The following is a 25,528-nucleotide window of genomic DNA, read 5'->3' as shown; positions in this document are numbered from 1 at the left end:
ATATGATACTTGACGGGAAAGTTACGGCAGCGGCGTTGGAGAAAGATATACGGGAACGGATTGACGTTCTGAAGGAGAGAGGCTGTACTCTCAAACTTGCGGTTATTCTGGCGGGGAGCAGCAAGCCTTCTCATATGTATGCAGAGTTTATGAAGAAAGCGGCTTTGTCTTATGGGATCGGGACGGAGCTGTATGAAAAGCCTGAGAATGTAAAAGAAGATGAATTAGGCGCTTTGATACAGGCATTGAATGGAAATCCATCTATTACTGGGATTCTCATGATGATGCCGTTGCCCGGTCATATTCATGAAGAGAAAATGATAGAGATGATTCATCCCGATAAAGATATGGATGGATTAACGACGGTGAATGCGGGCAGATTATTTTCAGGAAAAGATGGATTATTTGGCGGTACGCCCCGTGCGGTGATGGCGATATTAAAACATTATGGGATTTCTGTCGAAGGGAAACATGCTGTTATCATTGGCAGAAGCAATGTGATTGGAAAGCCGGTTGCCATGATGCTTATGCAAAAAAATGCTACTGTGACAATTTGCCATTCACGGACAAAGAACCTGTCCGAGATAACACAGCAGGCCGATATACTTGTTACGGCTGTAGGGAAAGCGGGTTGTGTCACTGCAGATATGGTTAAGCCAGGAGCCATAGTTCTTGATGTAGGAATTAATCGGATCCATGGCAAGACTGTCGGAGATGTGGATTATGAAAATGTGTTTCCTGTGGCCGGCGCTGTGACACCTGTTCCCGGCGGCGTAGGCTCTGTGACGACAACAATGATTATTGAATCGATTGTGAAAGCCGGAGAACATGCGGCGGGAATAAAGTGAAATTTCATACAGCAAGGAGGTAGGCTGCCAGGTGAGTGGAAATGTTGTGGAGAAAGTAGTAAATAATGAATTGGATATGACAGCCGGCTTAATCAGTGGTGTCAAAAATTTTGCAGTAACAAAAGGCGTAGATATTTTTCAGGCGATTATTATCTTCAGCATCGGGTACATGATATGCTGCTGGCTGCGTGGGGTTGTCCGCCGACTGCTTGCACGGAGTAATGTAGAGCCATCCGCAATCAGCTTTATTTCGGAAATTATATTTTTCTTATGTCTTGCCGGAGTTATTATTATGGCGCTGTCAGCAGCAGGGGTGGCTCCGGCAACGTTGGCGGCTGCTTTTGGCGGGATTGGTCTTGCTATCGGATTGGGGCTTAAGGATAATATCGGGAATGTGGCATCAGGGATTTTTATCCTTATTTTCCGACCGTTTCGTGTAGGGGATTATATCAAAGTAGGGGATAGCGAAGGATCCGTTGTGGATATACGCGTTATGTACACGGAAATATCCACGCTGGGAAATCAAATGATCGTCATACCCAATTCAAGGCTTACAGACAGTGTCATCAAAAATTATTCATTTTTTGAAACAAGGAATATAGAATTTACTTTTGATGTGGCTTATGACACGGATTTGGCGAAGTGCGTAGAACTTTTACAGAAATTATTCAGCGCCGATGCATATGTGTTGAATGGAGCGGAGCTGCCCATTTATGTAAGCAGTATGGGTGAATCAAGTATTCGAATCTATGTGCGGGCGCAGGTAGAGCGCTCAAAGTACAATGAAGCGCAGAACCATTTATATATTAAGGTGAAGAATGCATTTGATGAAGCGGGGATAGAAATTCCATTTCCTCAGTTGGTTGTTCACCATGCCAGGGATTGATTGCCGTGTAAAGCTGTCTGATGAGAATGATGTTTTTTTGCGGTTTTTATTAAATGTTTGACGATAAATTTTATTGACACTTAAAAAATGGAGTGATATACTTCTCTTAATATCAATGACTGGGAAGAGTAGTAATAATGAGCTGTTCGAGAGAGTCGGCGCAGGTGGGAGTCCGATACAGCCGGTATTATGAATGGGCCCACAAGATGCAGTCCGAGCCATATGGGGTAGGAACTGCCGGAAGGCTTCCGTTATAGAGATAGTGGTTTATAATGACCATGAGAGCCGGACTTTAGTCAATGAGGGTGGTACCGCGGAAATATTTCCTTTCGTCCCTTTGCATAATGCAGGGGGAATGAAAGGATTTTTTATTTGTGGAAGATCAGGAAAAGATTTTCTAAGGGGGAAGATGCATGGAAGCAGTAAAAGATGTATCAAGTTTAATTTATACAAAAGCGAGGGGCGGTCGGTTTCGCTGGCTGACGATTTCCACACTGATGTTGGCAATCGGTATGCTGCTCCACTTGGTTTCTCCATCGGTTGCCGGCTTTACTCCGAACTGGATGATTGCGACTTATGTAGTGGCGATATTACTGACAAAGCCATCTTATCGGCAATGCCTGGGGATCTGTATGGTGGCAGCGCTTATGGAAGTATTTACTTCGAAGTCCGCGTTTCCGTATGGTGATTTTGCCAGTGAGTTTGCAGGTGCTTATGTGGCAGGCTTTTTTGCCCATTCCGTTCCGCCATTTAAAATCGGCAGATTTTCTTTAAGGCCTGCTATTGCGGGATTTATTACGACTTTAGTCAGCGGGTTCATTTTCGTTTCCATTTTAACCGTAGTGGTGGGGATACCGATCAGCGTATATCTGTATGGTATTCTTCCTATGGTAGCTCTCGTTGGAGTAGGAAATGCGATTATTACACCTTTTCTATATTTTCCCGCCCTCAAATTATTTAGATCCATGCAGTATATGACAGAATCCGATGTGGAGGACAGTAATCACAGTCATTTGAATTTGCAGCAAAAGGGGAATGGGGTGATCAGTGTAGAGCATCTTTCTTATTCCTATTTATTTTCAAATGCACCGGCCTTGGAAAATGTGAGTATTAATATAGAACAGGGGTCTTTTGTTGTCATCACAGGGCCTAACGGCGCAGGAAAAACGACGCTTCTCATGTCTATGGCGGGAGCAATTCCTCATTACTATGGCGGGACAATGAAAGGGATGGTTTTTACCGGCGGCAAGGCGGTCACGCAAACCGGGATTGCAGATCTTGCTTCCAGCATCGGCGTGATACTTTCAGATTATTCTGCCCAAATCGTAACGATGACTGTAGGGGAAGAGATGGCCTTTACTTTGGAAAACCATGGCTTTTCACCGGAAGAAATACGAAGACGGTCGGCAGAGGCGCTCAGGAAAGTACATCTTGACGGACTGGAGGAAAGAAAAGTTTCTACCCTTTCCGGCGGACAGAGACAGCGTCTCGTCGTAGCGGCTGTTTTAGCGGAAGAACCGAAAGTTCTTGTGTTTGATGAACCGACCAGCGCGCTGGATCCGGAAGGTATTCATGAATTCTATGAAATGGTCGGAGAATTGAATCAGAAAGAAAAACTTACCGTTGTTGTCGCAGAACATCATCTGGAAGCGACGCTGCCTTACGCAAAAAGATTCATTCTTATGGATAAAGGACATGTTATCAGCGATGGAAGTCCCGAGCAGGTCATGCGTGATATGAAACGGAATCATATTTATGAAGAAGCGATTCCTGATATATACTTAGCACAGCTCAGGCTGGAACAGGCCGGTATAAAATTTGAAAGATCATTCTTAAATATAGAAGATGCGGAATATTCCGTATTGAATTCGATGGAATCCGGAGGAGTGCGTAATGCTTGAAATGGAACATGTGACCTTCCGCTATAGTAAAGAAACTCCAGTCATTTTGTCTGATGTTTCCGTATCTTTTGGGAAAGGTGAATTTATTGCTGTTACAGGTCGAAACGGCAGCGGAAAGACAACGGTAACGAGACTCCTTACCGGATTGGAAAAACCTACGGAGGGTCGAATTATTTATGACGGTAAAAACGTAACTGATGAAGGTGCAGCCAAAAGAAGCCGTTTTATCGGTTATGTATTTCAACAGCCGGAGCGGCAAATGTTCATGCCTACTGTTCGGGAAGAAATTGGTTTCGGCCCTTATCAGCAGGGGAAGCGTGGCAGTGAACTAGATGAACTGGTTGACCGGGCTATGGCGGATACTGATATTTCGGAGTTAGCTGATGCATATCCGAGAACGCTTTCCCGCGGGGATCAGCAAAGAGTGGCTATCGCATCCGGCCTTGCGATGAATACGGAATATTTAGTGCTTGATGAACCGACAAGCGGGCAGGATGGACGGGAAAAGAAAAAATTAATGAGCCTTATGGATCAGTTAAAAGCAAAAGGAATTACCATTCTTTTGGTTACCCATGACATGGATGTGGTTGCAAAAAACTGTACCCGGGTTATTGTTGTAGCCAATAAAGAGATAGTATTTGACGGGGTGCCGTCAGACTTGTTTTCGGAGGAAAACCGTCCCGGAATTTGGGGATTGACATATCCTCCCGCCGTATTATTGGGGCGATGTCTTCCGGGGGCGCCGTATTGCAAAGATATGGATACATTCTGCGCTAAGTTCCTAGAAATCAGAAAGGAGAGAGTACGATGAGAAATCTGGTTCCATTGACAAAAATATTGCTGACACTGGGAACAGCCGTGTGGGCCATTATCTTCAGAGAGCCTTTCAGCCTTGCGCTTCTGTGTGTGTTGGAACTGATCATTCTTTTGGTTTCCAATGAGTTATTTAAGAATGTAAAAGCTTTAATGATGCTTTGCGTTTTTGCGTTCTTTTTGGGACTGATTGAATATATCGGAGGTGGAACGGAGAAGGAATGTGCAGTAGCGGCGCTCCGTATGCTTGGCATGACTATCATATTCATTTATCTGCTTGCTACTGTCAGATTGCAGGATCTGACGGCGGCGATGGTACAACAATTGAAAGTGCCCTATGAATACGCTTTTATGTTTACCGCAGGGCTTCGTTTCGTACCGGATTTTATGGAAGAGAATAAAGCTGTTGCTGAGGCGCAGTCATGCAGGGGACTGGCAATTGAAGGCAATTTCATTAAACAGGTAAAACGTTATATGTCGGTGGTACGACCGTTAATGCTTCGTTCTCTCGGACGCAGTGAAACGATGGCGCTTTCTTTGGAGCTTCGCGGGTTCGGCAGTTCTACCCGAACTTTTATGGAAAGTGTTTCTCCTAAAGGGATAGATTATATATTCATGCTATTGATTATATTGTTTACAGTTGCAGTGATTTATGCCCGTGTTTTATATGGTGCATGATCAATAGCGGCAGATCCCTTTTGTGGTATTTGATATTCATAGACTTATATTGGAAGGAGAAATATCATGGGAAATATAAGAGAAGGTGTTGATGAATTAAAAGCTTTGGGCAATCAGCATACAAAATATGTTTTTGATTATAATCCTGATGTATTGGAAAAGATCCCTAATAAACATGATGACAGAGATTATTTCGTGAAGTTTAATTGCCCTGAATTTACGAGCCTTTGTCCGAAGACAGGGCAGCCGGATTTTGCAACAATTTATATTTCATACATTCCTGATAAGTATATTGTGGAAAGTAAATCACTTAAGTTATATCTGTTCGGCTTCAGAAATCATGGGGACTTTCACGAGGATTGTGTCAATATTATCATGACCGACTTGATTAAATTGCTGCACCCGCGTTTTATTGAGGTATGGGGAAAGTTTCTTCCTCGAGGCGGACTGTCGATCGACCCTTACTGCAATTATGGAATTCCGAATACTGAGTGGCGTGATTTTGCAAGATTCAGACTTCTGCGTCATGATTTGGACCCCGAAAAAATAGATAACCGCTGACTATCGGCATGTAAAAAGGAGAATCTCATTTACTTCAATGATGATTCTCCTTTTTAATTATAGGGACCGTGCCATTTCTTTTATTAAATCTTTCTGCCTGCTGGAGGGAAACCACTGGATTGTAAGCGGATAATGGCATAGCTTTTCGTAAGCGGAAATAATTTTTTTTGTTGCATGGGCAGGGACGATGAAATTATCTCTGTTCAAGTAAATATGAATATTCAGAGAACTTGGCGTAGAAGTGCAGATGACTTGAGAAATGCATTGCTCGTGGTTTTCATCCAAACTCTCCGCTAAAGCAAGAAAAGCAGAAAGAATTTTTACCCTGTCAATTTCTTTCTCTGTGAGTATTTGTGTTTCTTTTATGGATTTCAGTATTTTTCCCGAAAAGCCATGGTGAAAAGCTGTAATCAAAGCACATAGGACCTGTTCTTTGTGAGACCACCCGAATATATGTGCATTGGCTGTCATATAAGCGCTGTGGCGTGCATGGCTGTAATAATTAATGACTTGTCCCGCATCGTGAAGCAATCCGGCCATGTGCAATAAAGTACGCATTCGATCAGGCATTTGATATATTTTCCGCCACTGATCGAACATGGATAAGGCGAGAGCAGTCACATAACGGGTATGGTCATGATCTTTTAGCGGAAGTGTGGAATAATAGTTTCGTACGGAAGACAGGAGCATATTATGCTGAAGCTCTTTGTTTTTGTCGTAAATGGGATCATACCAATGATAGAAAAGCCCCTCACGGAGACCGCAGCCGGAAATGGTGAGAGATTCGGCTTTTGTCAAAGTAAGGATTTCTCTGACAATAAGAGCACCTGCATTTATAATATCTCCACGCTCAGCAGAAAGTCCCGGTATTTTTCTTCGTTCTTCCGGTGAAGATTTTAAAATCATATGTATCACGGAAAATAATCCTTGTGAGGATACTTTGTAATTATGGAGTTTTGAAAGAGGATAACCAGAGTATCTCTGGTGTATTTTCGCCAAGTTTCGGATTGTGCCGCCTATACCGATGACGGGAATAGGAGACTTGGGAAGCCAGGGAATAGATTGAAGTTTACTTTTTATGTAGGAGCGGATATGTTTTATTTTTGCTGCGGAAAGGAGACCGGAAGATTTAAATTTTTCCGTCAAACTGACAGCACCTATGGGAATACTGACAGAATGCAGCTGCTTTTTGTTTTTTACCAAGGATATTTCTATACTGGCGCCGCCTAAATCAAAAAGTAGAAATTCCGATGTGTCAATCGTATGTATCACTCCGGAAAAACCGAGTGCAGCTTCCTGCTTCCCGCTGATAATCGTCATGGGAATATTGGCAGCGGAATGAACACGCTTCAGGAAAGAAGAACCGTTGCGGGCTGTTCGTACGGCAGCCGTGGCAACTGCAAGTGTCTTTGTCACCTGGTGAACTTTGGCAAGATGTGCATATACCTTGAGACAGTCAATTGCACGGTTCTGTGCGGCATCCGTAAGAAACGGAGAATCATCGCTCATTCCTTCCGCCAGGCGGATAGAACGTTTTTCCTGATATATGAGTTGATAAATTCCTTTGGCGCTGACAGAGATGATGATGAAGCGGATGGAATTGGAGCCAAGATCAATGATAGCGATGCGGTTCATAATTTACCCCTTTCTTGCCGTACGGTTATTACTATTTTACAATACATAAAAAAGCTGTGGTGATTAAAATTCGTGTAGGAAAACATGGTGTCTTTTTCTTTAATATATACGCAGGATACGGTGTTTTTTAGTATAATAAATATGAAAAGATGCATTTCATGTATAATTTATCCGCGGAAGCGAGGGGAGTTAAATGGCAGAAGAGAATTCATTTGTTTATGGAATCATTCATATCGGATCTTCCAGCCTTTCTATGCGTATTGTAGAGTATAAAGATGCGGATACCATCAGAGTGATTGAAGAGGTAAGGAAAGAAACAACTTTTGGGGAAGAAGTATTTATTAATAAGAAATTGTCTTTTACTTCTATACGACGACTTTGTGATATGCTGAACGGGCTGAAACAGCTGCTGCGGGACTATTGTGTAACTGATTATAAAGTATATGCTACAGCAATCCTCAGAGAAGCGGAAAATCGCAGGCCCGTGCTGGATTTGATTCATGTGAATACGGGATTTCATGTGGATGTAGTGGATATGCCGCAGGAGATTTATTACAAGCATTATCTTCTTCAGTATCTCATACAAAAAAGCAGAAACGGCAAGAGATATGATTATGGAGATAATTTGCTTTTTGTGGATATTACGTCAGGCTGCGTAGGGTTGACAGCCTGGGAAAATGGTTCTTTGCGGTATCAGCATAATGTGCATATCGGCACGCTTCGTCTGTTGGAAACATTTAAGCAGAATCAAAGGGATTCTCTTGATTTTCCGCAGGCGATGGCGGAATATATCCATGCAATTATGAGCCCTTTGTGGGGGGCGATTAAAAGGTATCATCCGAACAGTATTATTTTGTCCGGAAGAGAAGCCCGAATTATTGCAAGTTTGATGAAACTTAGCATGGATGCGGAAAATAAGGCGGAAGTTAAAGCAGATGCATTTAAAAAGTTGTATATGGAAGCAGGATCACTTTCAGCATCACGTACAAGACAAAAGTACTATGTCAGTGAGCAATGGGCAATGACAGTTCTTCCTACTATTCATATATATAAAGAAATATTGGACAATGTTCCCGTAGAACATATTTTGATGTTTGGGACAACTTTTGTCGAAGCGGTGACTATGTTTTATGGAGCAGAGAAAGTAAAAGAACCTTTTATCTTATATATGCAGACGCAAAACATTGAGTTGACACGATCTATTGCCGCGGCCTATTATTATGAACCGCTCCATACAAAGGCCCTTGAACTGTACAGCCATGTAATTATTGCCGGTTTAAAGAAAAAAAGCGGGCTTACGAAGCGGGACGAATTTCTTCTGCGGATGGCGATTATTCTTTATCAAATTGGAAAATATGTAAATCTTCTGGATTCGCAGGCGCATGCCTGGAATTTAATCAGAGGTACGGATATATTTGGCATATCAGATAAAGAAAAAGATATTGTGGCAAGTGTCGTGTACTATGACCATAAGGGAAATCCAAGTGATGATGACACACCATTCCGTATTTTGTCAGATACGGCGAAGATGACGGCCTTAAAATTAATTTCCATATTTCGTATGGTTCGTGCCATGGATATTTCTCGAAAGCAGAAATTGAAAGACATAACAGCTCGTGCAACAGGTGATATTTTGATTATTGAATACGACAGCAGGGAAAATACGGCTCTTGAAACATGGATGTTTGATAAAAATAAAGAGTTCTTTGAAAATGTGTATGGTCTTGAAGTGAAATTGGAGCGTAGATGATTATGGAAACAGATGTAAAAAACAGTCGGTATTACTTAAACCGGGAATTATCCTGGCTGCAATTCAATAAACGTGTGCTTCAGGAAGCTGTAGATACCAGTAATCCTCTGCTGGAGAAGTTAAAGTTTCTGGCTATTACCAGTTCTAATTTAGATGAATTTTTTATGATCCGTGTGGCAGGACTTAAACACCAGAAAGAAAATGGTGTGAAAAGACGGGATATTGCGAATATGACACCAACAGAACAATTGGAAAATATTTCAGATGCCTGTCAGAAGTTGGTCGCCCAGCAATATATGCATTTGAAAGGCATTTTAAAAGAATTGGAGACAGAAGGGCTTGTATTTATAAAGCCGGCGGATGCGGATGAGCGGCAGAAACAATGGATGGGAAATTATTTTGAACGTGAAATTTTTCCTGTAGTGACACCGATGGCGGTGGATTCTTCGCACCCTTTTCCGTTCCTTGCATCCAAAAGTCTGAATATCGCCATGCTTTTGGAGAAAAATGAGCGTGATGAAGAAATGGATGAAGAAAATGATATTGATGTAAAAACAGCCATTGTTCCGGTGCCATCTGTGCTGCCGCGCATAATCCGTCTGCCTGATGTATCTGAAGCAAACAGCAGGCATTGTTTCGTTTTTCTTGAAGATATGCTTATGTTTTATGCAGCACGATTTTTTGTTGGCTATGATCTGCTTGAAGCCCGTGCATTCCGGATTACAAGGGATGCGGACCTTTATATCGATGAGGAAGATGCCCAGGATCTTGTGGTGGAAGTGGAGCGCCAATTAAAGAAACGGCAGCGTGGGCAAGCGGTACGCCTTGAGTTCGAAGTGGGAACGAGCCGGTTTATGCGGCGATTCATGACACAGGAAATGAATCTTGAAAAAGAAGATATGTATCAAATTGACGGGCCTTTGGATATGACTGTATTTTTTGGATTTTGCGGCATAAAGGGATATAATCATCTCCGCTATCCCGAGGCACATCCGCATTCGCCCTGGAGCATGCTCGAGCTAAAGCGTACTCCGGAAACAAATATTTTTGATATGATCCGGGAAAAAGATCTGTTGATTCATCTTCCCTATGAGTCTTTTGATGAATCAGTAGTTAATTTCTTGTATTCGGCAGCAAATGATAAAGATGTGTTGGCAATCAAGCAAACACTCTATCGTGTCAGTTCTTCAAGTCCTGTTGTCCAGGCGCTGGAAAAAGCTGTTCAGAATGGGAAACAGGTCACTGTTTTGATGGAAGTAAAGGCCCGCTTTGATGAAGCCAATAATATACTTATGGCAAGGCGGTTGGAAAAGGCGGGAGCCCATGTCATCTATGGTTTGGTCGGACTTAAAACTCATTCCAAATGTACTCTTGTCATCCGTCGTGAAAAAGATGGGATCCGTCGTTATGTTCATGTAGCGACCGGAAATTATAATGCGTCAACAGCGAAGCTTTATACAGATTTAGGGATACTGACCTGCAATGACCGTTTTGGAATTGATGCATCAGCTTTCTTTAATCTTCTTTCTGGATATTCTGACCCGCCAATCTGGGATTCTTTTATTGTAGCGCCAATTAACTTGAGACAACGCTGCATAGAACTCATTGACAGGGAAATCCATTTTGCGAAAAATGGGGAAGATGCCCATATGATTGCGAAAATGAATTCTCTTTTAGACAAGGGGATTATTGAAAAATTGTATGAGGCATCGCAGGCGGGAGTAAAAATTGAATTGATTGTGCGTGGCATCTGCGTTCTGATTCCGGGGATTCCCGGAGTAAGTGATAATATTACAGTGCGCAGTATAGTGGGACGTTTTTTGGAACACAGCAGGATATTCTGGTTCCGAAATGGGGGACGTGAGGAACTTTATATAAGCAGTGCTGACTGGATGCCAAGAAATTTAAATGATCGTGTGGAGCTCATGGTACCTATTGAAGATCCGGAGATCAAGCGGCGTTTAAAACAGATGGTGGATATTGAATTGTCTGATAACCAGAAAGCACATATTATGCAGGCTGATGGTACTTGGTTGAAGACTATTTCCGCGGAGAATCAGTTATGTGCACAGGAGTATTTTCAGAAGATTGCAGAAAAACGTGATGCGGAAGATGAAATGACATTGGCACAAAAACTGGAACCATATACACCTGTACTTGGGCATGGAGATGGATCTGATTAAAGGGTTCCGATAAAGTTTCTGATTGGATATAATTGTATAAACGGTTGTTGCTGGGAAAAAAACTCAACAATAGCCGTTATTTTATAAATAGGGAAGCTGGTGAATGGGTAAACGAAGGAAAGTATATTATCCACTTTTGGCATCTATTTCGGACGTTTTTGGGAAATGACACCTTTAATTACCTATTATTAAAACAAATTACCCACTTTTAATAAAATTATAATTTTTCAGATAATTGAAACATAGGAAGAATGAGACAAAAAGAGACCATAAAAAATAATGAAACTAAAAAAATTTGTAAATTGATCAAGTCAGAAATAAAAGAGGTACTAAGAGGCATTCCTTTTGAAAAGTGAGATTTAGTGTTTATGTATTTTAGAACTTTATGGATAAGTCCACTGGAGAAACAATATGTTTACAATATGGACGTAGGGGAGTAACTTAATTTCATTAAGTTATTTGTGGATTTAAAAGATATATATAATTTTATTTTGTTTATGTAAAGCATAGGTTGATTTATATATTATGCGATAAATTATGATTAAAATTAGCAAAAATATATTGTAAACCAAACCGTATTTGACAGAATGTCCACCTATGGTAGAATAATGCCTGTAGGAGAGACATTATGAAGATATTTATTAAAGAAAAAGTAAAAATCATGGTTGCTGTATTATTTCTTATTGTCGCAGCAATTATGCATACTGAGTTTGTTCTTGCAAAAGTAAATCCAGCTTCTTTGCCGGAAATTAAAAATATCACTGTATATGACGGCGAAGTGAGGACTGTTGTAAAAACCCGGGGGAATACCTTTAAGGATGTTCTTGATTCGCTTTCGCAGCCGCTAAGGATACATGATACTTATTGGACCAGTACAGAAAAACTAAAAGATGGGGCAGTTCTTTATGTGGAACGTTCGGTGCCGGTCACTATTATTGAAAATGATAAGGAAAAAATAATTTATACAACACAACAGACTGTTCAGGGAGCGGTCAATGACGCTGGATATGATTGGCGTAAAATGATGCCGCTGGAAGATGGTTTATCGAAGGTTCATGAAAATATGAAGATTCATATGGTTCCGTATACGGCTCGTAATGTAGTTCGTGAAGAATCTGTTCCCGCAGGATATACCATGTGGTATGATAGTTCTCTTGCGCCTGATGAAGTGGTGGTTATTCAAGAGGGGACACCTGAACGGCGGCGTCTTGAAATTGAAGAATTTATTTCAGATGGTAAGGTGATTCATGAAAGCGTTTTCAAAGTAGAAACACTTGAGGCCGGGGTCAAGGGTATTGCGCGGACCGGGAAAAGAGATGGTGCCGTGGGATGGGTGACTACAATGAACGCTACCGCCTATCATCCTAATGATGGCGGTGGAGACGGTATAACGGCGACCGGGACTAAAGCAGGTTATGGAACTGTAGCGGTAGATCCAAGCGTAATCCCTTTGGGGTCTAAATTGTATATTCCGCAGTATGGTGAAGCGATAGCTGCGGATACGGGTGGAGCGATTGTCGGGCATAAAATTGACCTTTGTATGGAAAGCTACGAAGAATGTTACCAGTTCGGCCGTCGCGATGTGCAGGTATTTATAAATTATTAGGTGACTTAAATGTTTTTGGAAATCGGTATCTTCCTCTTTGCGATAAAGCGAGGGGAAAGACGCCGGTTTTTATTTTTGCGGAAGCGTCTGTTATAATATGAAAACAGGAGGCTTTATGTTCACTATTTTGGTTACCTTTCTTACTGTTATCGCGGATCAAATCACAAAGTATTTCGTGTGTATAAATATGGATCTGGGAGAAACTATACCTGTCATAAAAAATGTTGTCCACTTAACTTATATCATTAATCCGGGGGCGGCATTTGGCTTATTTCCCCATCAGGATGTGCTGTTCTTGGGAATAGTCATGATACTGTTACTTGCTTTTGCTTGGCTTAGGAATCGTATTCCTCAAAAGCCGGTATATTTTCCTTTGTCTATTGGGTTATTACTTGGCGGAGCGGTGGGAAATGCCTTGGATCGGTGCAGAATAGGCGGGGTTGTTGATTTTTTTGATTTTCGTATCTGGCCTATTTTTAACGTGGCGGATATTGCGATTTGTATAGGTGTGGCATGTATTGCATTTTATTTTTGGAGACATGATTGAATGAATCAGAATGTTTACTTAGTGTCTGTTGCAGATGAAGGGAAACGGCTGGATCAATTTTTAAAGGAGCGGACCGGGTTAACTCGTTCTGAGGTACAAAAGTGGATTAAGGCGGGGAATGTAAGTTTACTGCCTAAGAAGATGATTCATTCGAATTATCATGTATCTGAAGGAGACCGTATCTCGTTTTTCTGGGAGGAGAAGAAAAAACAGGAACTTATTGGGCAAAATATCCCTCTTGATATTTTATATGAAGACAATGATATGATTGTCATCAATAAGAGAAGAGGTGTGGTAGTTCATCCCGGAGCGGGAAATACGGAAGGAACGCTGGTGAATGCTCTTCTTTTTCATTGCGGCGAACAACTGAGAAGTGTGGGGGATCCTGAAAGGCCAGGGATTGTCCACCGTTTGGATAAAGATACATCGGGTGTCATGGTGGCGGCCAAATCGGAACGGGCATATGGTATTTTACAAAAGGAAATTGCCAGTCATAAAGCACAGCGCTGTTATATCGCACTGGTGCACGGGCAGATGGAGGGCGATACTGGAGTAATTCGGCTGCCTTTGGGGAGAAGTACTAAAGATCGCATGAAATGGGATGTGCTGCATGAAACAGGCAGGCCTGCGGTAACGCATTTTCATGTTATAGAATATCTACCGCATTACTCATGGATTGAGTGCAAACTGGAAACAGGACGTACGCATCAGATTCGTGTTCATATGGCACATATCAGGCATGCGGTAGTCAATGACCCATTGTATGGATGGAAGAAAGATCATTTTCCGATAAAGGGACAGGCGCTGCATTCCCATACGTTGGAATTATGCCATCCTATTACGGGAGAAGTTATGCATTTTGAGGCGCCTGTGCCGGAAGATATGATAAACTGCCTTAATTTAGCAAGGAAAGAAAGCATGCTATAATGAGGAAATCAAAAATAAATATATCGGGATTTAAAATCGGTACAGCAGAGAACAGAGAGGGGTTGACCGGTGTTACCGTTATTTTGGCACCTGATGGCGGTGCAACGGCCGGTGTAGATGTCCGCGGCTGTGCACCTGGGACAAGAGAGACGGATTTATTGGATCCAAGAAAAACCGTGCAAAAAATTCATGCCGTTGTTTTGTCAGGGGGATCTGCGTTCGGCTTGGAAGCCGCATCGGGATGTGTGAAATACCTGGCGGAACAGGGGGTGGGATTTCCGATAGGGAATGTATGTGTCCCGATTGTATGCAGTGCAGTGCTTTTCGATCTGATGATTGGAGATGAAAAAGCTTATCCTGATTTATTGATGGGATATGAAGCGGCTAAATCTGCATCCTCAGAATTCTTATCAGGATGTAACGGTGCCGGGACAGGTGCTACGGTGGGTAAATTGCTTGGATTTGGAAATGCCATGAAAAGCGGAGCAGGTTACCATGAGATTTCTTTACCCGGTGGTCTTCGCGTTGGTGCTTATGTGGTGGTCAATGCCTGCGGAGAGGTATTTGATGGAGAAAAAATATTCGCCGGTGTTTTTTCCCGGAGCAGAAAAAAGCTCATATCTTCTCATGAATTGATGCTTAGCGGTATCACGCGGGAGTGTAGCGGAGCAAATACCACGATCGCCTGCGTTATTACAAATGCAGCACTGAGTAAAGCGGAATGCAGTACAGTATCCGGTATGGCACATGACGGATATGCCCGATCTATCCGGCCGGTCCATACGACAATGGATGGAGATGCGATTTTTACAATGGCTTCCGGAGAGTATGAGACGGCGGTGGATACGGTAGGCTATCTGGCAGAAGATGCCATCCGGCTGGCAGTGCTTGATGCCATAAAAAATACGGAAACTATGGGAGGATGCATTTCGTATAATGATATTTTTTCCGGGTAATATTTTGACAAGTATTCCGAGTTTGATTTAAAATAATAGTGTTCTGGGGATGTACCGGTTTCGACAGGAGATTCTGTATCATAAAAAGCGAGTCGGGATTCCATCTACCCCGTTAAACGGTGGAAAAACTTAAACGCAAAACATGATTTTGCTTTAGCAGCTTAATCTGCTAATGTCCCCTAAAGTTTTCCTATGACTTCAGGCTGACATCAACCAATAGGATACCGAGAGAGGAGGCTTGGGACTTTTTAGGGAAACTAATTCCAAGATCGGCAAAGGTAGTTTGTTTTTGTACGATACTTTGCTTAAATAAAAAACAAGAACTGCACTCGGAGAAGTTTATGGGGCAGGCTTTTTGGACAGGGGTTCGACTCCCCTCATCTCCACCAGAAGTGTTTTCAGGTCATATACATGGCCTGTTTTTTTATGACTTAATATATCAAAAAAAGTATATTGACAAAATTCGATTAGTCGACTATGATAATCTTAGTAAATTAATCTTTCATAGAAAAGGAGTGTTCGATATGATCCAGCCAATTAAAGGAGCAGAAAAAGTGAATGAAGTTATTTCAGGCGGGAATGTAATTATAGGGGTTAGTGCGCCATGGTGCGGTTATTGCCGTCGTCTTCGCCCGATTTTAGAAAAGATTTCCGAGGAAATTGATGTGCCGATCTATGGACTTAATTTTGATGAAGATCAGGCTGTTGCCGAAAAGTACGAAGTAGATACAATTCCTACATTGCTTTTCTTCCGTGATGGAAAACCGGTGGATAGTATCGTTGGTTATGGTAATGTAGGATATTCGGAATTAATGGAATTTGTGAACAAGAATAATGTAAAATAACCGAAATACAAAAAGTTGTGACTGAAAAATTTTTGGTCACAGCTTTTTTAGTGTATGATGGTAGAAGTTAAGATAATTGAAATGGGTTTATGTGAGGGAGTAAATATAGTATGGAGAAAGATGGTATAAATTCATTCGGAGCTTATCTGGAACTGATTACGAATAGAAATCCCGTTGTACATCAAATCACTAATTTTGTAACTGCTAATGATTGTGCCAATGCAGTGTTGGCTATGGGGGGGCGCACCGTAATGGCAGATTATATTGAAGAAGTTGAAGAAATCACCGGTGCAGCAGATAGTCTTGTTTTGAATTTGGGTGTGCCATCAGAAGAAAGACTTCAATCATTATTGTTAGCAGGAAAGGCTGCTAATAAAAAAAGGATTCCTGTTGTTTTTGATCCAGTAGGATGTGGAGCAAGTTCTTTCCGTAGGAATGCTGCTAAAAAGTTGCTGCATGAAGTGGAAGTATCCGTAATTCGAGGAAATTCATCTGAAATACAATGTTTATTTGATAAGTACAATCGGATGAGGGGAATTGACGCAGAGACGAAGTTTGATTCTATTTGCACCGTACGAAAATTTGCGGAAAAGACACATGCAGTTGTTGTTGTTACGGGAGAAAGAGATATAGTTACTGACGGGGATAAGATGTATATGATTGAAAACGGTTGTAAAGAAATGTCTTTACTGACAGGAACGGGTTGTATTTGCAGTGCGCTTACAGGCTTATTTCTCGGTGCAGATACGAAGGCGGTGTATTCTGCTGTTTGTGCAGCAGCCTGTGTGGGGATTGCAGGTGAATTGTCATGGAAGAGATATGGGGAGTGTGGATTGGGGCATTTTCATATGGGATTATTTGACATGCTTGGGAATATGAGAAAAGAAATTTTTGAAGCAGAGGCACGTATTCATGAAATTTGATTGTTCGTTATATTTAGTGGCTGATACCGGTACGACAGAAAGAAGAAAATTAGATAAAAAAGTCGAATTGGCAATCAGAGGTGGATGCACGATGGTACAGTTGCGTGAGAAAAATGGGAATATGAAAGAATTTTATCATGACGCGGCTGCACTGAGGAGGATAACTGATACATACAGTATACCGCTTATTATTAATGACAGATTGGATTTGATGCTTGCAATAGACGCACCGGGCATCCATGTAGGGCAAAATGATATACCTGCTTCCATTGTGAGACGGCTTATCGGTGCAGAAAAAATTATGGGTGTATCCGCTCATAATGTGGAAGAGGCGTTGCAGGCGGAGCGTGATGGAGCAGATTATATTGGTGTGGGGGCAGTATTTTCTACGAACACGAAAAAAAATACGAAAAATGTTACGATAAAAATGTTACAGGAGATAGTAAAGGCCGTTTCTATTCCTGTAGTAGCCATTGGAGGCATTAATTGCAGCAATGTTAAATACTTGCATGAAACCGGTATAAGCGGGATCGCGGTTGTTTCCGCAATTTTAGGGGCGGCACAAGCATATAGTGCCGCAAAAAAAATGAAAAAGGTGGTAATCAGCACATTAAATATAAAAAATAAATATAGCAGCAACTAATAGCTCTATGTTTAAAGCATCGGTTAAATCTGCAAGAAGACACATTTGACTTAAAGATAGAACGCTGTTATAATAACTTCTACTGATGCACCAGTGCATAGTAAGTCTGGTTCCATTTTTTCAAAAGGATTCAAAAGAATGCTTGACAGAAGGAAATGGTCGTGCTAAAGTAATGAAGTCGCTTAGAGCGATGGTTCTTTGAAAACTGAACAGTACAGCGAGAAAAAAGCCGATGTGCGAGTTTCAAGAAAAAAAGGAAACCGCAAAGAATTTGAGTAAGAAAGGCAAGACAAAATCGAGCCGAAACAAACAATCTATCATGGAGAGTTTGATCCTGGCTCAGGACGAACGCTGGCGGCGTGCTTAACACATGCAAGTCGAACGAAAAGACGGAAAGAGCTTGCTCTTTTCAGAATTGAGTGGCAAACGGGTGAGTAACACGTAAACAACCTGCCTTCAGGATGGGGACAACAGACGGAAACGACTGCTAATACCGAATAAGTTCCAAGAGCCGCATGGCCCATGGAAGAAAAGGTGGCCTCTACCTGTAAGCTATCGCCTGAAGAGGGGTTTGCGTCTGATTAGCTGGTTGGAGGGGTAACGGCCCACCAAGGCGACGATCAGTAGCCGGTCTGAGAGGATGAACGGCCACACTGGAACTGAGACACGGTCCAGACTCCTACGGGAGGCAGCAGTGGGGAATCTTCCGCAATGGGCGAAAGCCTGACGGAGCAACGCCGCGTGAGTGATGACGGCCTTCGGGTTGTAAAACTCTGTGATCCGGGACGAAAAGGCAGAGTGCGAAGAACAAACTGCATTGACGGTACCGGAAAAGCAAGCCACGGCTAACTACGTGCCAGCAGCCGCGGTAATACGTAGGTGGCAAGCGTTGTCCGGAATTATTGGGCGTAAAGCGCGCGCAGGCGGCTTCCCAAGTCCCTCTTAAAAGTGCGGGGCTTAACCCCGTGATGGGAAGGAAACTGGGAAGCTGGAGTATCGGAGAGGAAAGTGGAATTCCTAGTGTAGCGGTGAAATGCGTAGAGATTAGGAAGAACACCGGTGGCGAAGGCGACTTTCTGGACGAAAACTGACGCTGAGGCGCGAAAGCGTGGGGAGCAAACAGGATTAGATACCCTGGTAGTCCACGCCGTAAACGATGGATACTAGGTGTAGGAGGTATCGACCCCTCCTGTGCCGGAGTTAACGCAATAAGTATCCCGCCTGGGAAGTACGATCGCAAGATTAAAACTCAAAGGAATTGACGGGGCCCGCACAAGCGGTGGAGTATGTGGTTTAATTCGACGCAACGCGAAGAACCTTACCAGGTCTTGACATTGATCGCGATCTGCAGAAATGCGGAGTTCTTCTTCGGAAGACGAGAAAACAGGTGGTGCACGGCTGTCGTCAGCTCGTGTCGTGAGATGTTGGGTTAAGTCCCGCAACGAGCGCAACCCCTATCATTTGTTACCAGCACGTAAAGGTGGGGACTCAAATGAGACCGCCGCGGACAACGCGGAGGAAGGCGGGGACGACGTCAAGTCATCATGCCCCTTATGACCTGGGCTACACACGTACTACAATGGGTGTCAACAAAGAGAAGCGAACCCGCGAGGAAGAGCAAACCTCAAAAACACACCCCCAGTTCAGATCGCAGGCTGCAACCCGCCTGCGTGAAGTAGGAATCGCTAGTAATCGCGGGTCAGCATACCGCGGTGAATACGTTCCCGGGCCTTGTACACACCGCCCGTCACACTATGAGAGTCAGAAACACCCGAAGCCGGTGAGGTAACCGCAAGGAGCCAGCCGTCGAAGGCGGAGCTGATGATTGGAGTGAAGTCGTAACAAGGTAGCCGTATCGGAAGGTGCGGCTGGATCACCTCCTTTCTAAGGAGACACACTTAAGGGAAACCTTAAGAACGTGTAGGTCGGACATCGGAAATCTCGAAGTACTGTTCGGTTTTGAGAGAACCATAACTCTCAACTGTTCTTTGAAAACTGTATAGAAGAAGAAACGAAAGAAAAGATTTCACGAAAGAGAAAAATTTTCTGGCGTACTGAAGGAAACCCGGAGAGAGGGAACCCTTTCCCCGGGAAAAAGAAACAAAAGTCAAGGTAAAAAACGTAAGTTAAGATACTAAGAGCATACGGTGGATGCCTTGGCGATATCTGCCGACGAAGGACGTGACAAGCTGCGAAAAGCTGCGGAGAGATGCAAATAATCGGCGACCCGCAGACATCCGAATGGAGAAATCCGGCTGTGATGATGCACAGCCATCCATGCCCAAGAGCATGAGAAGGGAACCGGGCGAACTGAAACATCTAAGTAACCCGAGGAAAAGAAATCAAACGAGATACCCCAAGTAGCGGCGAGCGAACAGGGAAGAAGCCCAAACCGGTGAAGGAAACTTTACCGGGGTTGAGGACCATCAGAACCGCGAAGAACCTTAGCCGAAACTGTTGGGAAACAGTGCCGAAGACAGTGAAAGCCTGGTAGGCGAAAAAGAGAAACGCGGAGATGGCACCAGAGTACCGCGGGACACGAGAAATCCCGTGGGAAGCAGGGGGGACCACCCTCCAAGGCAAAACACAGATATCGACCGATAGCGCATAGTACCATGAGGGAAAGGTGAAAAGCACCCCGGGAGGGGAATGAAAGAGAACCTGAAACCGTATGTTTACAAGCAGTCGGAGACCGCTTAATAATAAGGTCGACGGCGTGCCTATTGAAGAATGAACCGGCGAGTTACGAAGCCTGGCAAGGTTAAGCAGGAAATGCGGAGCCGAAGCGAAAGCGAGTCTTAAGAGGGCGCAAGTCAGGAAGCGTAGACCCGAAACCACAGTGATCTACCCATGTCCAGGTTGAAACACAGGTAAAAATGTGTGGAGGACCGAACCTATATCCGTTGAAAAGGGTTAGGATGAGGTGTGGGTAGGGGTGAAATTCCAATCGAACGTGGAGATAGCTGGTTCTCCCCGAAATAGCTTTAGGGCTAGCCTCAGGGAAAAGATTGCAGGCGGTAGAGCACTGATCAGGAGAGGGACCTACCCGGTTACCAAACCCAGTCAAACTCCGAATGGCTGCAATCATACCTGGGAGTCAGACTGCGACTAATAAGGGCCGCAGTCAAAAGGGAAACAGCCCAGACCATCAGCTAAGGTCCCCAATGCCGTGCTAAGTGGCGAAGGATGTGGCATTTCATAAACAACCAGGATGTTGGCTCAGAAGCAGCCACCATTTAAAGAGTGCGTAATAGCTCACTGGTCGAGAGACGCTGCGCCGAAAATGTCCGGGGCTCAAGCACGGAACCGAAGCTATGGCATGATAGCAATATCATGGGTAGGGGAGCGTTCTTATAAGGAAGAAGCATGACTGGAAGGACATGTGGACGAATAAGAAGTGAGAATGCCGGTATGAGTATCGAAAAGAAAGGTGAGAATCCTTTCCACCGAAAGCCCGAGGGTTCCTGAGCAACGATCGTCGACTCAGGGTAAGTCGGGACCTAAGCCGAGGCGAGAAGCGTAGGCGATGGACAACAGGTTGAAATTCCTGTACCGGATCAAGTCGATTGAGCGAAGGAGCGACGCAGGAGGGCACATGATCGCGCGGCTGGAAGAGCGCGTCCAAGTGCGTATGTTGCTGCAGAGGAAAACCCCTGTAGCTAAAAGCAGAGACATGATGGGGAGTTAAAGGAAACTTTGACGAACTCATGGATCCCACACTGCCAAGAAAAACTTCTAGCGAGACAAGATCCGCCCGTACCGTAAACCGACACAGGTAGGCGGGGAGAGAATCCTAAGGTGCGCGGGAAAACCCTCGTTAAGGAACTCGGCAAATTGCATCCGTAACCTAGGGAGAAGGATGGCCCCCGGTCAGTGAAGAGCAGAAACGCTCAGAGCTAAAAGGGGCGGCAGAAAAGAGGCCCAAGCAACTGTTTACCAAAAACACAGGTGCCTGCGAAAGCGAAAGCTGAAGTATAGGTGCTGACGCCTGCCCGGTGCCGGAAGGTTAAGGAGAGAAGTTAGCGAAAGCGAAGCATCGAACTGAAGCCCCGGTGAACGGCGGCCGTAACTATAACGGTCCTAAGGTAGCGAAATTCCTTGTCGGGTAAGTTCCGACCCGCATGAAAGGCGTAATGATTTGGGCACTGTCTCAACGAGGGGCCCGGTGAAATTGAAATACCTGTGAAGATGCAGGTTACCCGCGACTGGACAGAAAGACCCCATGGAGCTTCACTGCAGCTTGAGATTGAATCCCGGTGACAGATGCACAGGATAGGTGGGAGGCGCCGAAGCATTGCCCTAGGGCGGTGCGGAGCCGATGTTGGGATACCACCCTTCTGTTGCTGAGATTCTAACGCGAGGAGTAACGACCCTGCGGACCCTCTCAGGCAGGCGGTTTGACTGGGGCGGTCGCCTCCGAAAGAGTAACGGAGGCGCCCAAAGGTTCCCTCAGGCCGGACAGAAACCGGCCGAAGAGTGCAAAGGCAGAAGGGAGCTTGACTGCGAGACCAACAAGTCGAGCAGAGACGAAAGTCGGGCTTAGTGATCCGGTGGTACTGAGTGGAAAGGCCATCGCTCAACGGATAAAAGCTACCCTGGGGATAACAGGCTAATCTCTCCCAAGAGTTCATATCGACGGGGAGGTTTGGCACCTCGATGTCGGCTCATCACATCCTGGGGCTGGAGTAGGTCCCAAGGGTTGGGCTGTTCGCCCATTAAAGTGGTACGCGAGCTGGGTTCAAAACGTCGTGAGACAGTTTGGTTCATATCCATCGCGGGCGCAAGAAGTTTGAGAGGAGCTGCTCCTAGTACGAGAGGACCGGAGTGGACGGATCAACGGTGTCCCAGTTGTCACGCCAGTGGCACGGCTGGAAAGCCGCATCCGGGAAGGATAAACGCTGAAAGCATCTAAGCGCGAAGCCAACCTCAAGATGAGACTTCTCATCAGCAATGAGTAAGACCCCTTACAGACGATGAGGTAGATAGGTTATGAGTGGAAGAGCCGCAAGGCTTGGAGCGACATAAAACTAATAGGTCGAGGTCTTAACTTAGGAACACCGAGACAAGCGAATAACTTCAGGACTTCTTCTATATGGTTTTGAGAGAACAGACTCTCAGAGAAACAGTGGCGATAGCTGTGAGGATCACCCGTATCCATGCCGAACACGGAAGTTAAGCTCACAAACGCCGAAAGTACTTGGCCGGAAGCGGCTCGGGAGGATAGGAAGCTGCTGATAAAGGAAAAGACACTTACAAATGTAGGTGTCTTTTTTCATATGCATAAATTTGAAGGGAGTAGGACATGTGAAGGATCTGTACCCGTAGTGAGGCAAACGGTGAACTTTTTCTTTTACGATTTGAGTTATCTCGGCAAGTGAGCATCTTCTGTCCGGCTTTGCTGACTACATCCTTATAAAGAAGAAGGCTTTCTGCTTACGCTTTTGCTTCATAAGGTATTTATTGCGAACCGGTTTTATAAAAGAAATTCTGCCGGTAAGAATAGGGTTTGGGTGAGCCCTTTTATTCAAAAGAAAGGAAGTGAACCATTTTTAAGAGAGCGAAGCGACACTATAAAAGCGTTTGAAACGCCATACCTGGACGAAAGGAGCGGTAAGGTATGACGGAGGATAGAGGAAGTATTGAATACTAAATTTTAACTCAAATTTTTATGGACACTGGGGAATGCGATAAAACCTATATGTTTGCAAAAGAAGATAAATTTGGGATAAAATAAAGAAAAAAGGATACGGCCAGACAGTATCGCAATATCTTTTTATTTTTTACAGTTATCTGCCGTATAGGCAGCTTAGAAAGGGAATTTGCGGAAACACCGTTAAAAAACATGGTTATCTGCCGTATAGGCAGCTTAGAAAAAAAGGCGAAAAAGGAGAAAAAGGAAATACGGGTTATCTGCCGTATAGGCAGCTTAGAAAAAAATCGCATATTTTTAAAAGAAAAGAGGACAGTTATCTGCCGTATAGGCAGCTTAGAAAATGCTTTGAAAGCATAATAGTCTATGTTTTCTGTTATCTGCCGTATAGGCAGCTTAGAAATCCATTGTAACAAAAACAGGAGGAATAAACAAGTTATCTGCCGTATAGGCAGCTTAGAAATATGAAGTTGTTGAAAACTATATGGACTTCAAGTTATCTGCCGTATAGGCAGCTTAGAAAACTTTCGCACACGGAAAAGTCGTTTCCGGCATGTTATCTGCCGTATAGGCAGCTTAGAAAGATTACCGCACAAGCGACAGCAAGAGCGGTAAGTTATCTGCCGTATAGGCAGTTTAGAAACGTTCGTGATCAGTGGCAGCTGTATTCCTTTTTCGTTATCTGCCGTATAGGCAGGTTATATACTTCATAGTTCTTTTTTTATGGCTGACGTCTGATGGGGGTCGGCTTTTTGTGTTGCGCGGCTGATGTTGCAGGGCGTATGTGGCGAAGTGGGGGGGCTTTTTTGTCAGGGGCCGTTTTTCCTGTGCTATAATTTAGGCATACTTATGTAAAAGAGGTTTATCATATGGATATATATGGACAGTACAAGGATTCTTTAGAGGCGGTCATGCGGATGATGGCGGTTTCCATAGAGCGGTATGCGAAGGCACATAAAGATAATTCGGGGGAGTTGATTTATGAGCATCTGCGTTACCGGCTGAAATCGGAGAAAAGCATGCAGGCGAAGCTGGAAACGCGGGGATTGCCTCTTACCCCTTATTCGGCGCTCTGCGAGGTACGGGATGCCATCGGGTTCCGTGTTGTTTGCCGCTTTATCGACGATATTTACAAAAATATTTCACGAATTAAAAACTTGCCGGGAATCACCGTGGTGAAAGAAAAGGATTATATACTGGATGTGAAATCAAATGGGTACCGCAGCTACCATATGATCCTGTCGGTTGAGGCGCCGTATGAGGACGTTCGCGGAGATAATCCGGGTCATTTTTTTGTGGAAATACAGCTCCGCACCATCGCTATGGATTCGTGGGCGAGTCTGGAGCATGAAATGAAATATAAGCACCATATCAGGAATGCGCCGCTCATTGAGCAGGAGTTGAAACGCTGTGCTGATGAACTGGCGTCCTGCGATATTTCCATGCAGACGATTCGTAAACTTATCCGTGAAGAAGGTGGAACAGAATGAAAATATTGATAGCAGAAGACGAAAAGGCTATGTCAGACGCCCTTGCGGCGGTGCTGAAACATTTCGGCTACGAGGTGGACGCCGTCTATGACGGGCTCGCCGCTACGGAAAAGGCGAGGGAGAACTCCTACAGTTGTATGATTTTCGATATCATGATGCCGAAAATAGACGGTATTGAAGCGCTGAAACGTATCCGTGACAGCGGTGATATGACGCCGGTCATCATGCTGACCGCCAAATCGGAGGTAGAAGACCGCATCATGGGCCTTGACGCAGGCGCGGACGACTACCTCGCTAAACCGTTCGCCATGGGGGAACTGCTCGCCCGCATCCGTTCCATGACAAGGCGCATGGGCGAATTCACGCCGACTAAGCTGAAAAAAGGCGATGTCGAGCTGGATGTGGCGGAGCAAGAACTTTCCTGCACCAGTTCCGTCCGCCTGTCGAGCAAGGAAACGAAGCTCCTTTCCTACCTTATGATGAACGAAGGGAAGACTATTTCTACCGACGAGCTTTTCCGCTATGTCTGGAGTGATGAAGCGGACATGGATATCGGCATCGTCTGGATGTATATTTCCTACCTCAGAGAAAAAATCGAGGCCGTTCATGGAAATATACGGATAGCAGGAGAGAAAAACAGCGACTTCCGCCTCCAGATCGTCTCCCGCTGATTGACATACAGAAAC

18 protein-coding genes, 3 rRNA genes, 1 other RNA gene, 1 CRISPR repeat array and 1 other annotated feature are annotated in these 25,528 nt (G+C 44.2%); of the genes, 21 read left to right on the top strand and 1 reads right to left on the bottom strand.

The genetic code is table 11. The features are described from left to right. Window positions 1-2: 2 nt before the first annotated feature. The 6 genes from GCWU000321_RS02745 (at window position 3) to queF (ending at window position 5,687) form a co-directional block, all read left to right on the top strand. On the top strand, window positions 3-848 hold the full coding sequence (locus GCWU000321_RS02745; protein WP_007069566.1) for a bifunctional 5,10-methylenetetrahydrofolate dehydrogenase/5,10-methenyltetrahydrofolate cyclohydrolase: 846 nt from the start codon (window positions 3-5) through the stop codon (window positions 846-848). Between the two features lie 31 nt (window positions 849-879). Continuing rightward, window positions 880-1,734, top strand: a complete 855-nt coding sequence (locus tag GCWU000321_RS02740; protein WP_007069565.1) for a mechanosensitive ion channel family protein — start codon at window positions 880-882, stop codon at window positions 1,732-1,734. A gap of 106 nt (window positions 1,735-1,840) precedes the next feature. Continuing rightward, window positions 1,841-2,074 (top strand) — a binding site (T-box leader). 73 nt (window positions 2,075-2,147) lie between these two features. Further along, entirely contained in the window at window positions 2,148-3,635 is a 1,488-nt protein-coding gene (locus GCWU000321_RS02735) for a tryptophan transporter (RefSeq protein ID WP_040381151.1), read from the top strand. After that, complete coding sequence (locus GCWU000321_RS02730) at window positions 3,628-4,446, top strand: energy-coupling factor ABC transporter ATP-binding protein (protein ID WP_007069563.1); 819 nt, start codon at window positions 3,628-3,630, stop codon at window positions 4,444-4,446. The genes GCWU000321_RS02735 and GCWU000321_RS02730 overlap by 8 nt, the downstream gene beginning before the upstream one ends. Continuing rightward, window positions 4,443-5,126 carry an energy-coupling factor transporter transmembrane component T gene (locus tag GCWU000321_RS02725; RefSeq protein ID WP_007069562.1) on the top strand — a complete coding sequence of 228 codons (684 nt, stop codon included), beginning with the start codon at window positions 4,443-4,445 and terminating at the stop codon, window positions 5,124-5,126. Before GCWU000321_RS02730 ends, GCWU000321_RS02725 begins: the two co-directional genes overlap by 4 nt. A gap of 66 nt (window positions 5,127-5,192) precedes the next feature. After that, window positions 5,193-5,687 carry a preQ(1) synthase gene (gene queF, locus GCWU000321_RS02720; protein WP_007069561.1) on the top strand — a complete coding sequence of 165 codons (495 nt, stop codon included), beginning with the start codon at window positions 5,193-5,195 and terminating at the stop codon, window positions 5,685-5,687. A 57-nt stretch (window positions 5,688-5,744) separates the two neighbouring features. On the opposite strand, the gene GCWU000321_RS02715 is transcribed toward queF, so the two are convergent. Beyond that, entirely contained in the window at window positions 5,745-7,322 is a 1,578-nt protein-coding gene (locus GCWU000321_RS02715) for a Ppx/GppA phosphatase family protein (RefSeq protein ID WP_007069560.1), read from the bottom strand. Window positions 7,323-7,515: 193 nt separating this feature from the next. On the opposite strand from GCWU000321_RS02715, the gene GCWU000321_RS02710 reads away from it, so the two are divergent. The 15 genes from GCWU000321_RS02710 (at window position 7,516) to GCWU000321_RS02645 (ending at window position 25,513) form a co-directional block, all read left to right on the top strand. Then, window positions 7,516-9,072 carry a Ppx/GppA phosphatase family protein gene (locus tag GCWU000321_RS02710; RefSeq protein WP_007069558.1) on the top strand — a complete coding sequence of 519 codons (1,557 nt, stop codon included), beginning with the start codon at window positions 7,516-7,518 and terminating at the stop codon, window positions 9,070-9,072. Beyond that, window positions 9,069-11,255, top strand: coding sequence for a polyphosphate kinase 1 (gene ppk1 / locus GCWU000321_RS02705; protein WP_007069557.1), 2,187 nt, complete (start codon window positions 9,069-9,071; stop codon window positions 11,253-11,255). Before GCWU000321_RS02710 ends, ppk1 begins: the two co-directional genes overlap by 4 nt. A gap of 628 nt (window positions 11,256-11,883) precedes the next feature. Continuing rightward, on the top strand, window positions 11,884-12,861 hold the full coding sequence (locus tag GCWU000321_RS02700; RefSeq protein WP_007069556.1) for a G5 and 3D domain-containing protein: 978 nt from the start codon (window positions 11,884-11,886) through the stop codon (window positions 12,859-12,861). A gap of 115 nt (window positions 12,862-12,976) precedes the next feature. After that, a complete protein-coding gene (gene lspA / locus GCWU000321_RS02695; RefSeq protein ID WP_040381148.1) occupies window positions 12,977-13,408 on the top strand; it encodes a signal peptidase II in 432 nt (143 codons plus the stop codon). Further along, the gene (locus GCWU000321_RS02690; protein WP_007069554.1) at window positions 13,409-14,335 is read left to right on the top strand and encodes an RluA family pseudouridine synthase; all 927 of its coding nucleotides are present in this window, start codon (window positions 13,409-13,411) and stop codon (window positions 14,333-14,335) included. It abuts the gene before it with no gap. After that, window positions 14,335-15,291, top strand: a complete 957-nt coding sequence (locus tag GCWU000321_RS02685; protein WP_007069553.1) for a P1 family peptidase — start codon at window positions 14,335-14,337, stop codon at window positions 15,289-15,291. The genes GCWU000321_RS02690 and GCWU000321_RS02685 overlap by 1 nt, the downstream gene beginning before the upstream one ends. 45 nt (window positions 15,292-15,336) lie before the next feature. Further along, window positions 15,337-15,680, top strand: a transfer-messenger RNA (tmRNA) gene (gene ssrA / locus GCWU000321_RS09345). Next, on the top strand, window positions 15,633-16,136 hold the full coding sequence (locus tag GCWU000321_RS09770; RefSeq protein ID WP_244835036.1) for a thioredoxin family protein: 504 nt from the start codon (window positions 15,633-15,635) through the stop codon (window positions 16,134-16,136). The genes ssrA and GCWU000321_RS09770 overlap by 48 nt, the downstream gene beginning before the upstream one ends. A gap of 110 nt (window positions 16,137-16,246) precedes the next feature. After that, window positions 16,247-17,059: a hydroxyethylthiazole kinase gene (thiM, locus tag GCWU000321_RS02675; RefSeq protein WP_007069552.1), complete on the top strand. Its 813-nt coding sequence runs from the start codon at window positions 16,247-16,249 to the stop codon at window positions 17,057-17,059. Next, entirely contained in the window at window positions 17,049-17,702 is a 654-nt protein-coding gene (gene thiE, locus GCWU000321_RS02670) for a thiamine phosphate synthase (protein WP_007069551.1), read from the top strand. The genes thiM and thiE overlap by 11 nt, the downstream gene beginning before the upstream one ends. Window positions 17,703-18,018: 316 nt before the next feature. Further along, a 16S ribosomal RNA gene (locus GCWU000321_RS02665) occupies window positions 18,019-19,586 on the top strand. Window positions 19,587-19,826: 240 nt separating this feature from the next. Continuing rightward, window positions 19,827-22,753 (top strand): 23S ribosomal RNA (locus tag GCWU000321_RS02660). 70 nt (window positions 22,754-22,823) lie between these two features. Next, window positions 22,824-22,939: ribosomal RNA gene (rrf, locus tag GCWU000321_RS02655) — 5S ribosomal RNA — on the top strand. Together the 16S, 23S and 5S rRNA genes form the textbook arrangement of a ribosomal RNA operon. 548 nt (window positions 22,940-23,487) lie before the next feature. After that, window positions 23,488-24,057: a CRISPR direct-repeat array (repeat unit 28 nt; unit sequence GTTATCTGCCGTATAGGCAGCTTAGAAA). Between the two features lie 164 nt (window positions 24,058-24,221). Beyond that, entirely contained in the window at window positions 24,222-24,842 is a 621-nt protein-coding gene (locus GCWU000321_RS02650) for a GTP pyrophosphokinase (RefSeq protein WP_007069548.1), read from the top strand. Next, window positions 24,839-25,513 carry a response regulator transcription factor gene (locus tag GCWU000321_RS02645; RefSeq protein ID WP_007069547.1) on the top strand — a complete coding sequence of 225 codons (675 nt, stop codon included), beginning with the start codon at window positions 24,839-24,841 and terminating at the stop codon, window positions 25,511-25,513. Before GCWU000321_RS02650 ends, GCWU000321_RS02645 begins: the two co-directional genes overlap by 4 nt. Window positions 25,514-25,528: the final 15 nt, after the last annotated feature.

Source organism: Dialister invisus DSM 15470, assembly GCF_000160055.1.
GTDB classification, from domain to species: Bacteria; Bacillota; Negativicutes; order Veillonellales; family Dialisteraceae; genus Dialister; species Dialister invisus.
This window is presented reverse-complemented; position numbering and strand designations above follow the sequence as displayed.

Coding starts and splice junctions, on each gene's coding strand:
- GCWU000321_RS02745 (WP_007069566.1), top strand. CDS start 3: ATGATACTTGACGGGAAAGTTACGGCAGCGGCGTTGGAGAAAGATATA.
- GCWU000321_RS02735 (WP_040381151.1), top strand. CDS start 2,148: ATGGAAGCAGTAAAAGATGTATCAAGTTTAATTTATACAAAAGCGAGG.
- GCWU000321_RS02730 (WP_007069563.1), top strand. CDS start 3,628: ATGCTTGAAATGGAACATGTGACCTTCCGCTATAGTAAAGAAACTCCA.
- GCWU000321_RS02725 (WP_007069562.1), top strand. CDS start 4,443: ATGAGAAATCTGGTTCCATTGACAAAAATATTGCTGACACTGGGAACA.
- queF (WP_007069561.1), top strand. CDS start 5,193: ATGGGAAATATAAGAGAAGGTGTTGATGAATTAAAAGCTTTGGGCAAT.
- GCWU000321_RS02715 (WP_007069560.1), bottom strand. CDS start 7,322: ATGAACCGCATCGCTATCATTGATCTTGGCTCCAATTCCATCCGCTTC.
- GCWU000321_RS02710 (WP_007069558.1), top strand. CDS start 7,516: ATGGCAGAAGAGAATTCATTTGTTTATGGAATCATTCATATCGGATCT.
- ppk1 (WP_007069557.1), top strand. CDS start 9,069: ATGATTATGGAAACAGATGTAAAAAACAGTCGGTATTACTTAAACCGG.
- GCWU000321_RS02700 (WP_007069556.1), top strand. CDS start 11,884: ATGAAGATATTTATTAAAGAAAAAGTAAAAATCATGGTTGCTGTATTA.
- lspA (WP_040381148.1), top strand. CDS start 12,977: ATGTTCACTATTTTGGTTACCTTTCTTACTGTTATCGCGGATCAAATC.
- GCWU000321_RS02690 (WP_007069554.1), top strand. CDS start 13,409: ATGAATCAGAATGTTTACTTAGTGTCTGTTGCAGATGAAGGGAAACGG.
- GCWU000321_RS02685 (WP_007069553.1), top strand. CDS start 14,335: ATGAGGAAATCAAAAATAAATATATCGGGATTTAAAATCGGTACAGCA.
- GCWU000321_RS09770 (WP_244835036.1), top strand. CDS start 15,633: ATGGGGCAGGCTTTTTGGACAGGGGTTCGACTCCCCTCATCTCCACCA.
- thiM (WP_007069552.1), top strand. CDS start 16,247: ATGGAGAAAGATGGTATAAATTCATTCGGAGCTTATCTGGAACTGATT.
- thiE (WP_007069551.1), top strand. CDS start 17,049: ATGAAATTTGATTGTTCGTTATATTTAGTGGCTGATACCGGTACGACA.
- GCWU000321_RS02650 (WP_007069548.1), top strand. CDS start 24,222: ATGGATATATATGGACAGTACAAGGATTCTTTAGAGGCGGTCATGCGG.
- GCWU000321_RS02645 (WP_007069547.1), top strand. CDS start 24,839: ATGAAAATATTGATAGCAGAAGACGAAAAGGCTATGTCAGACGCCCTT.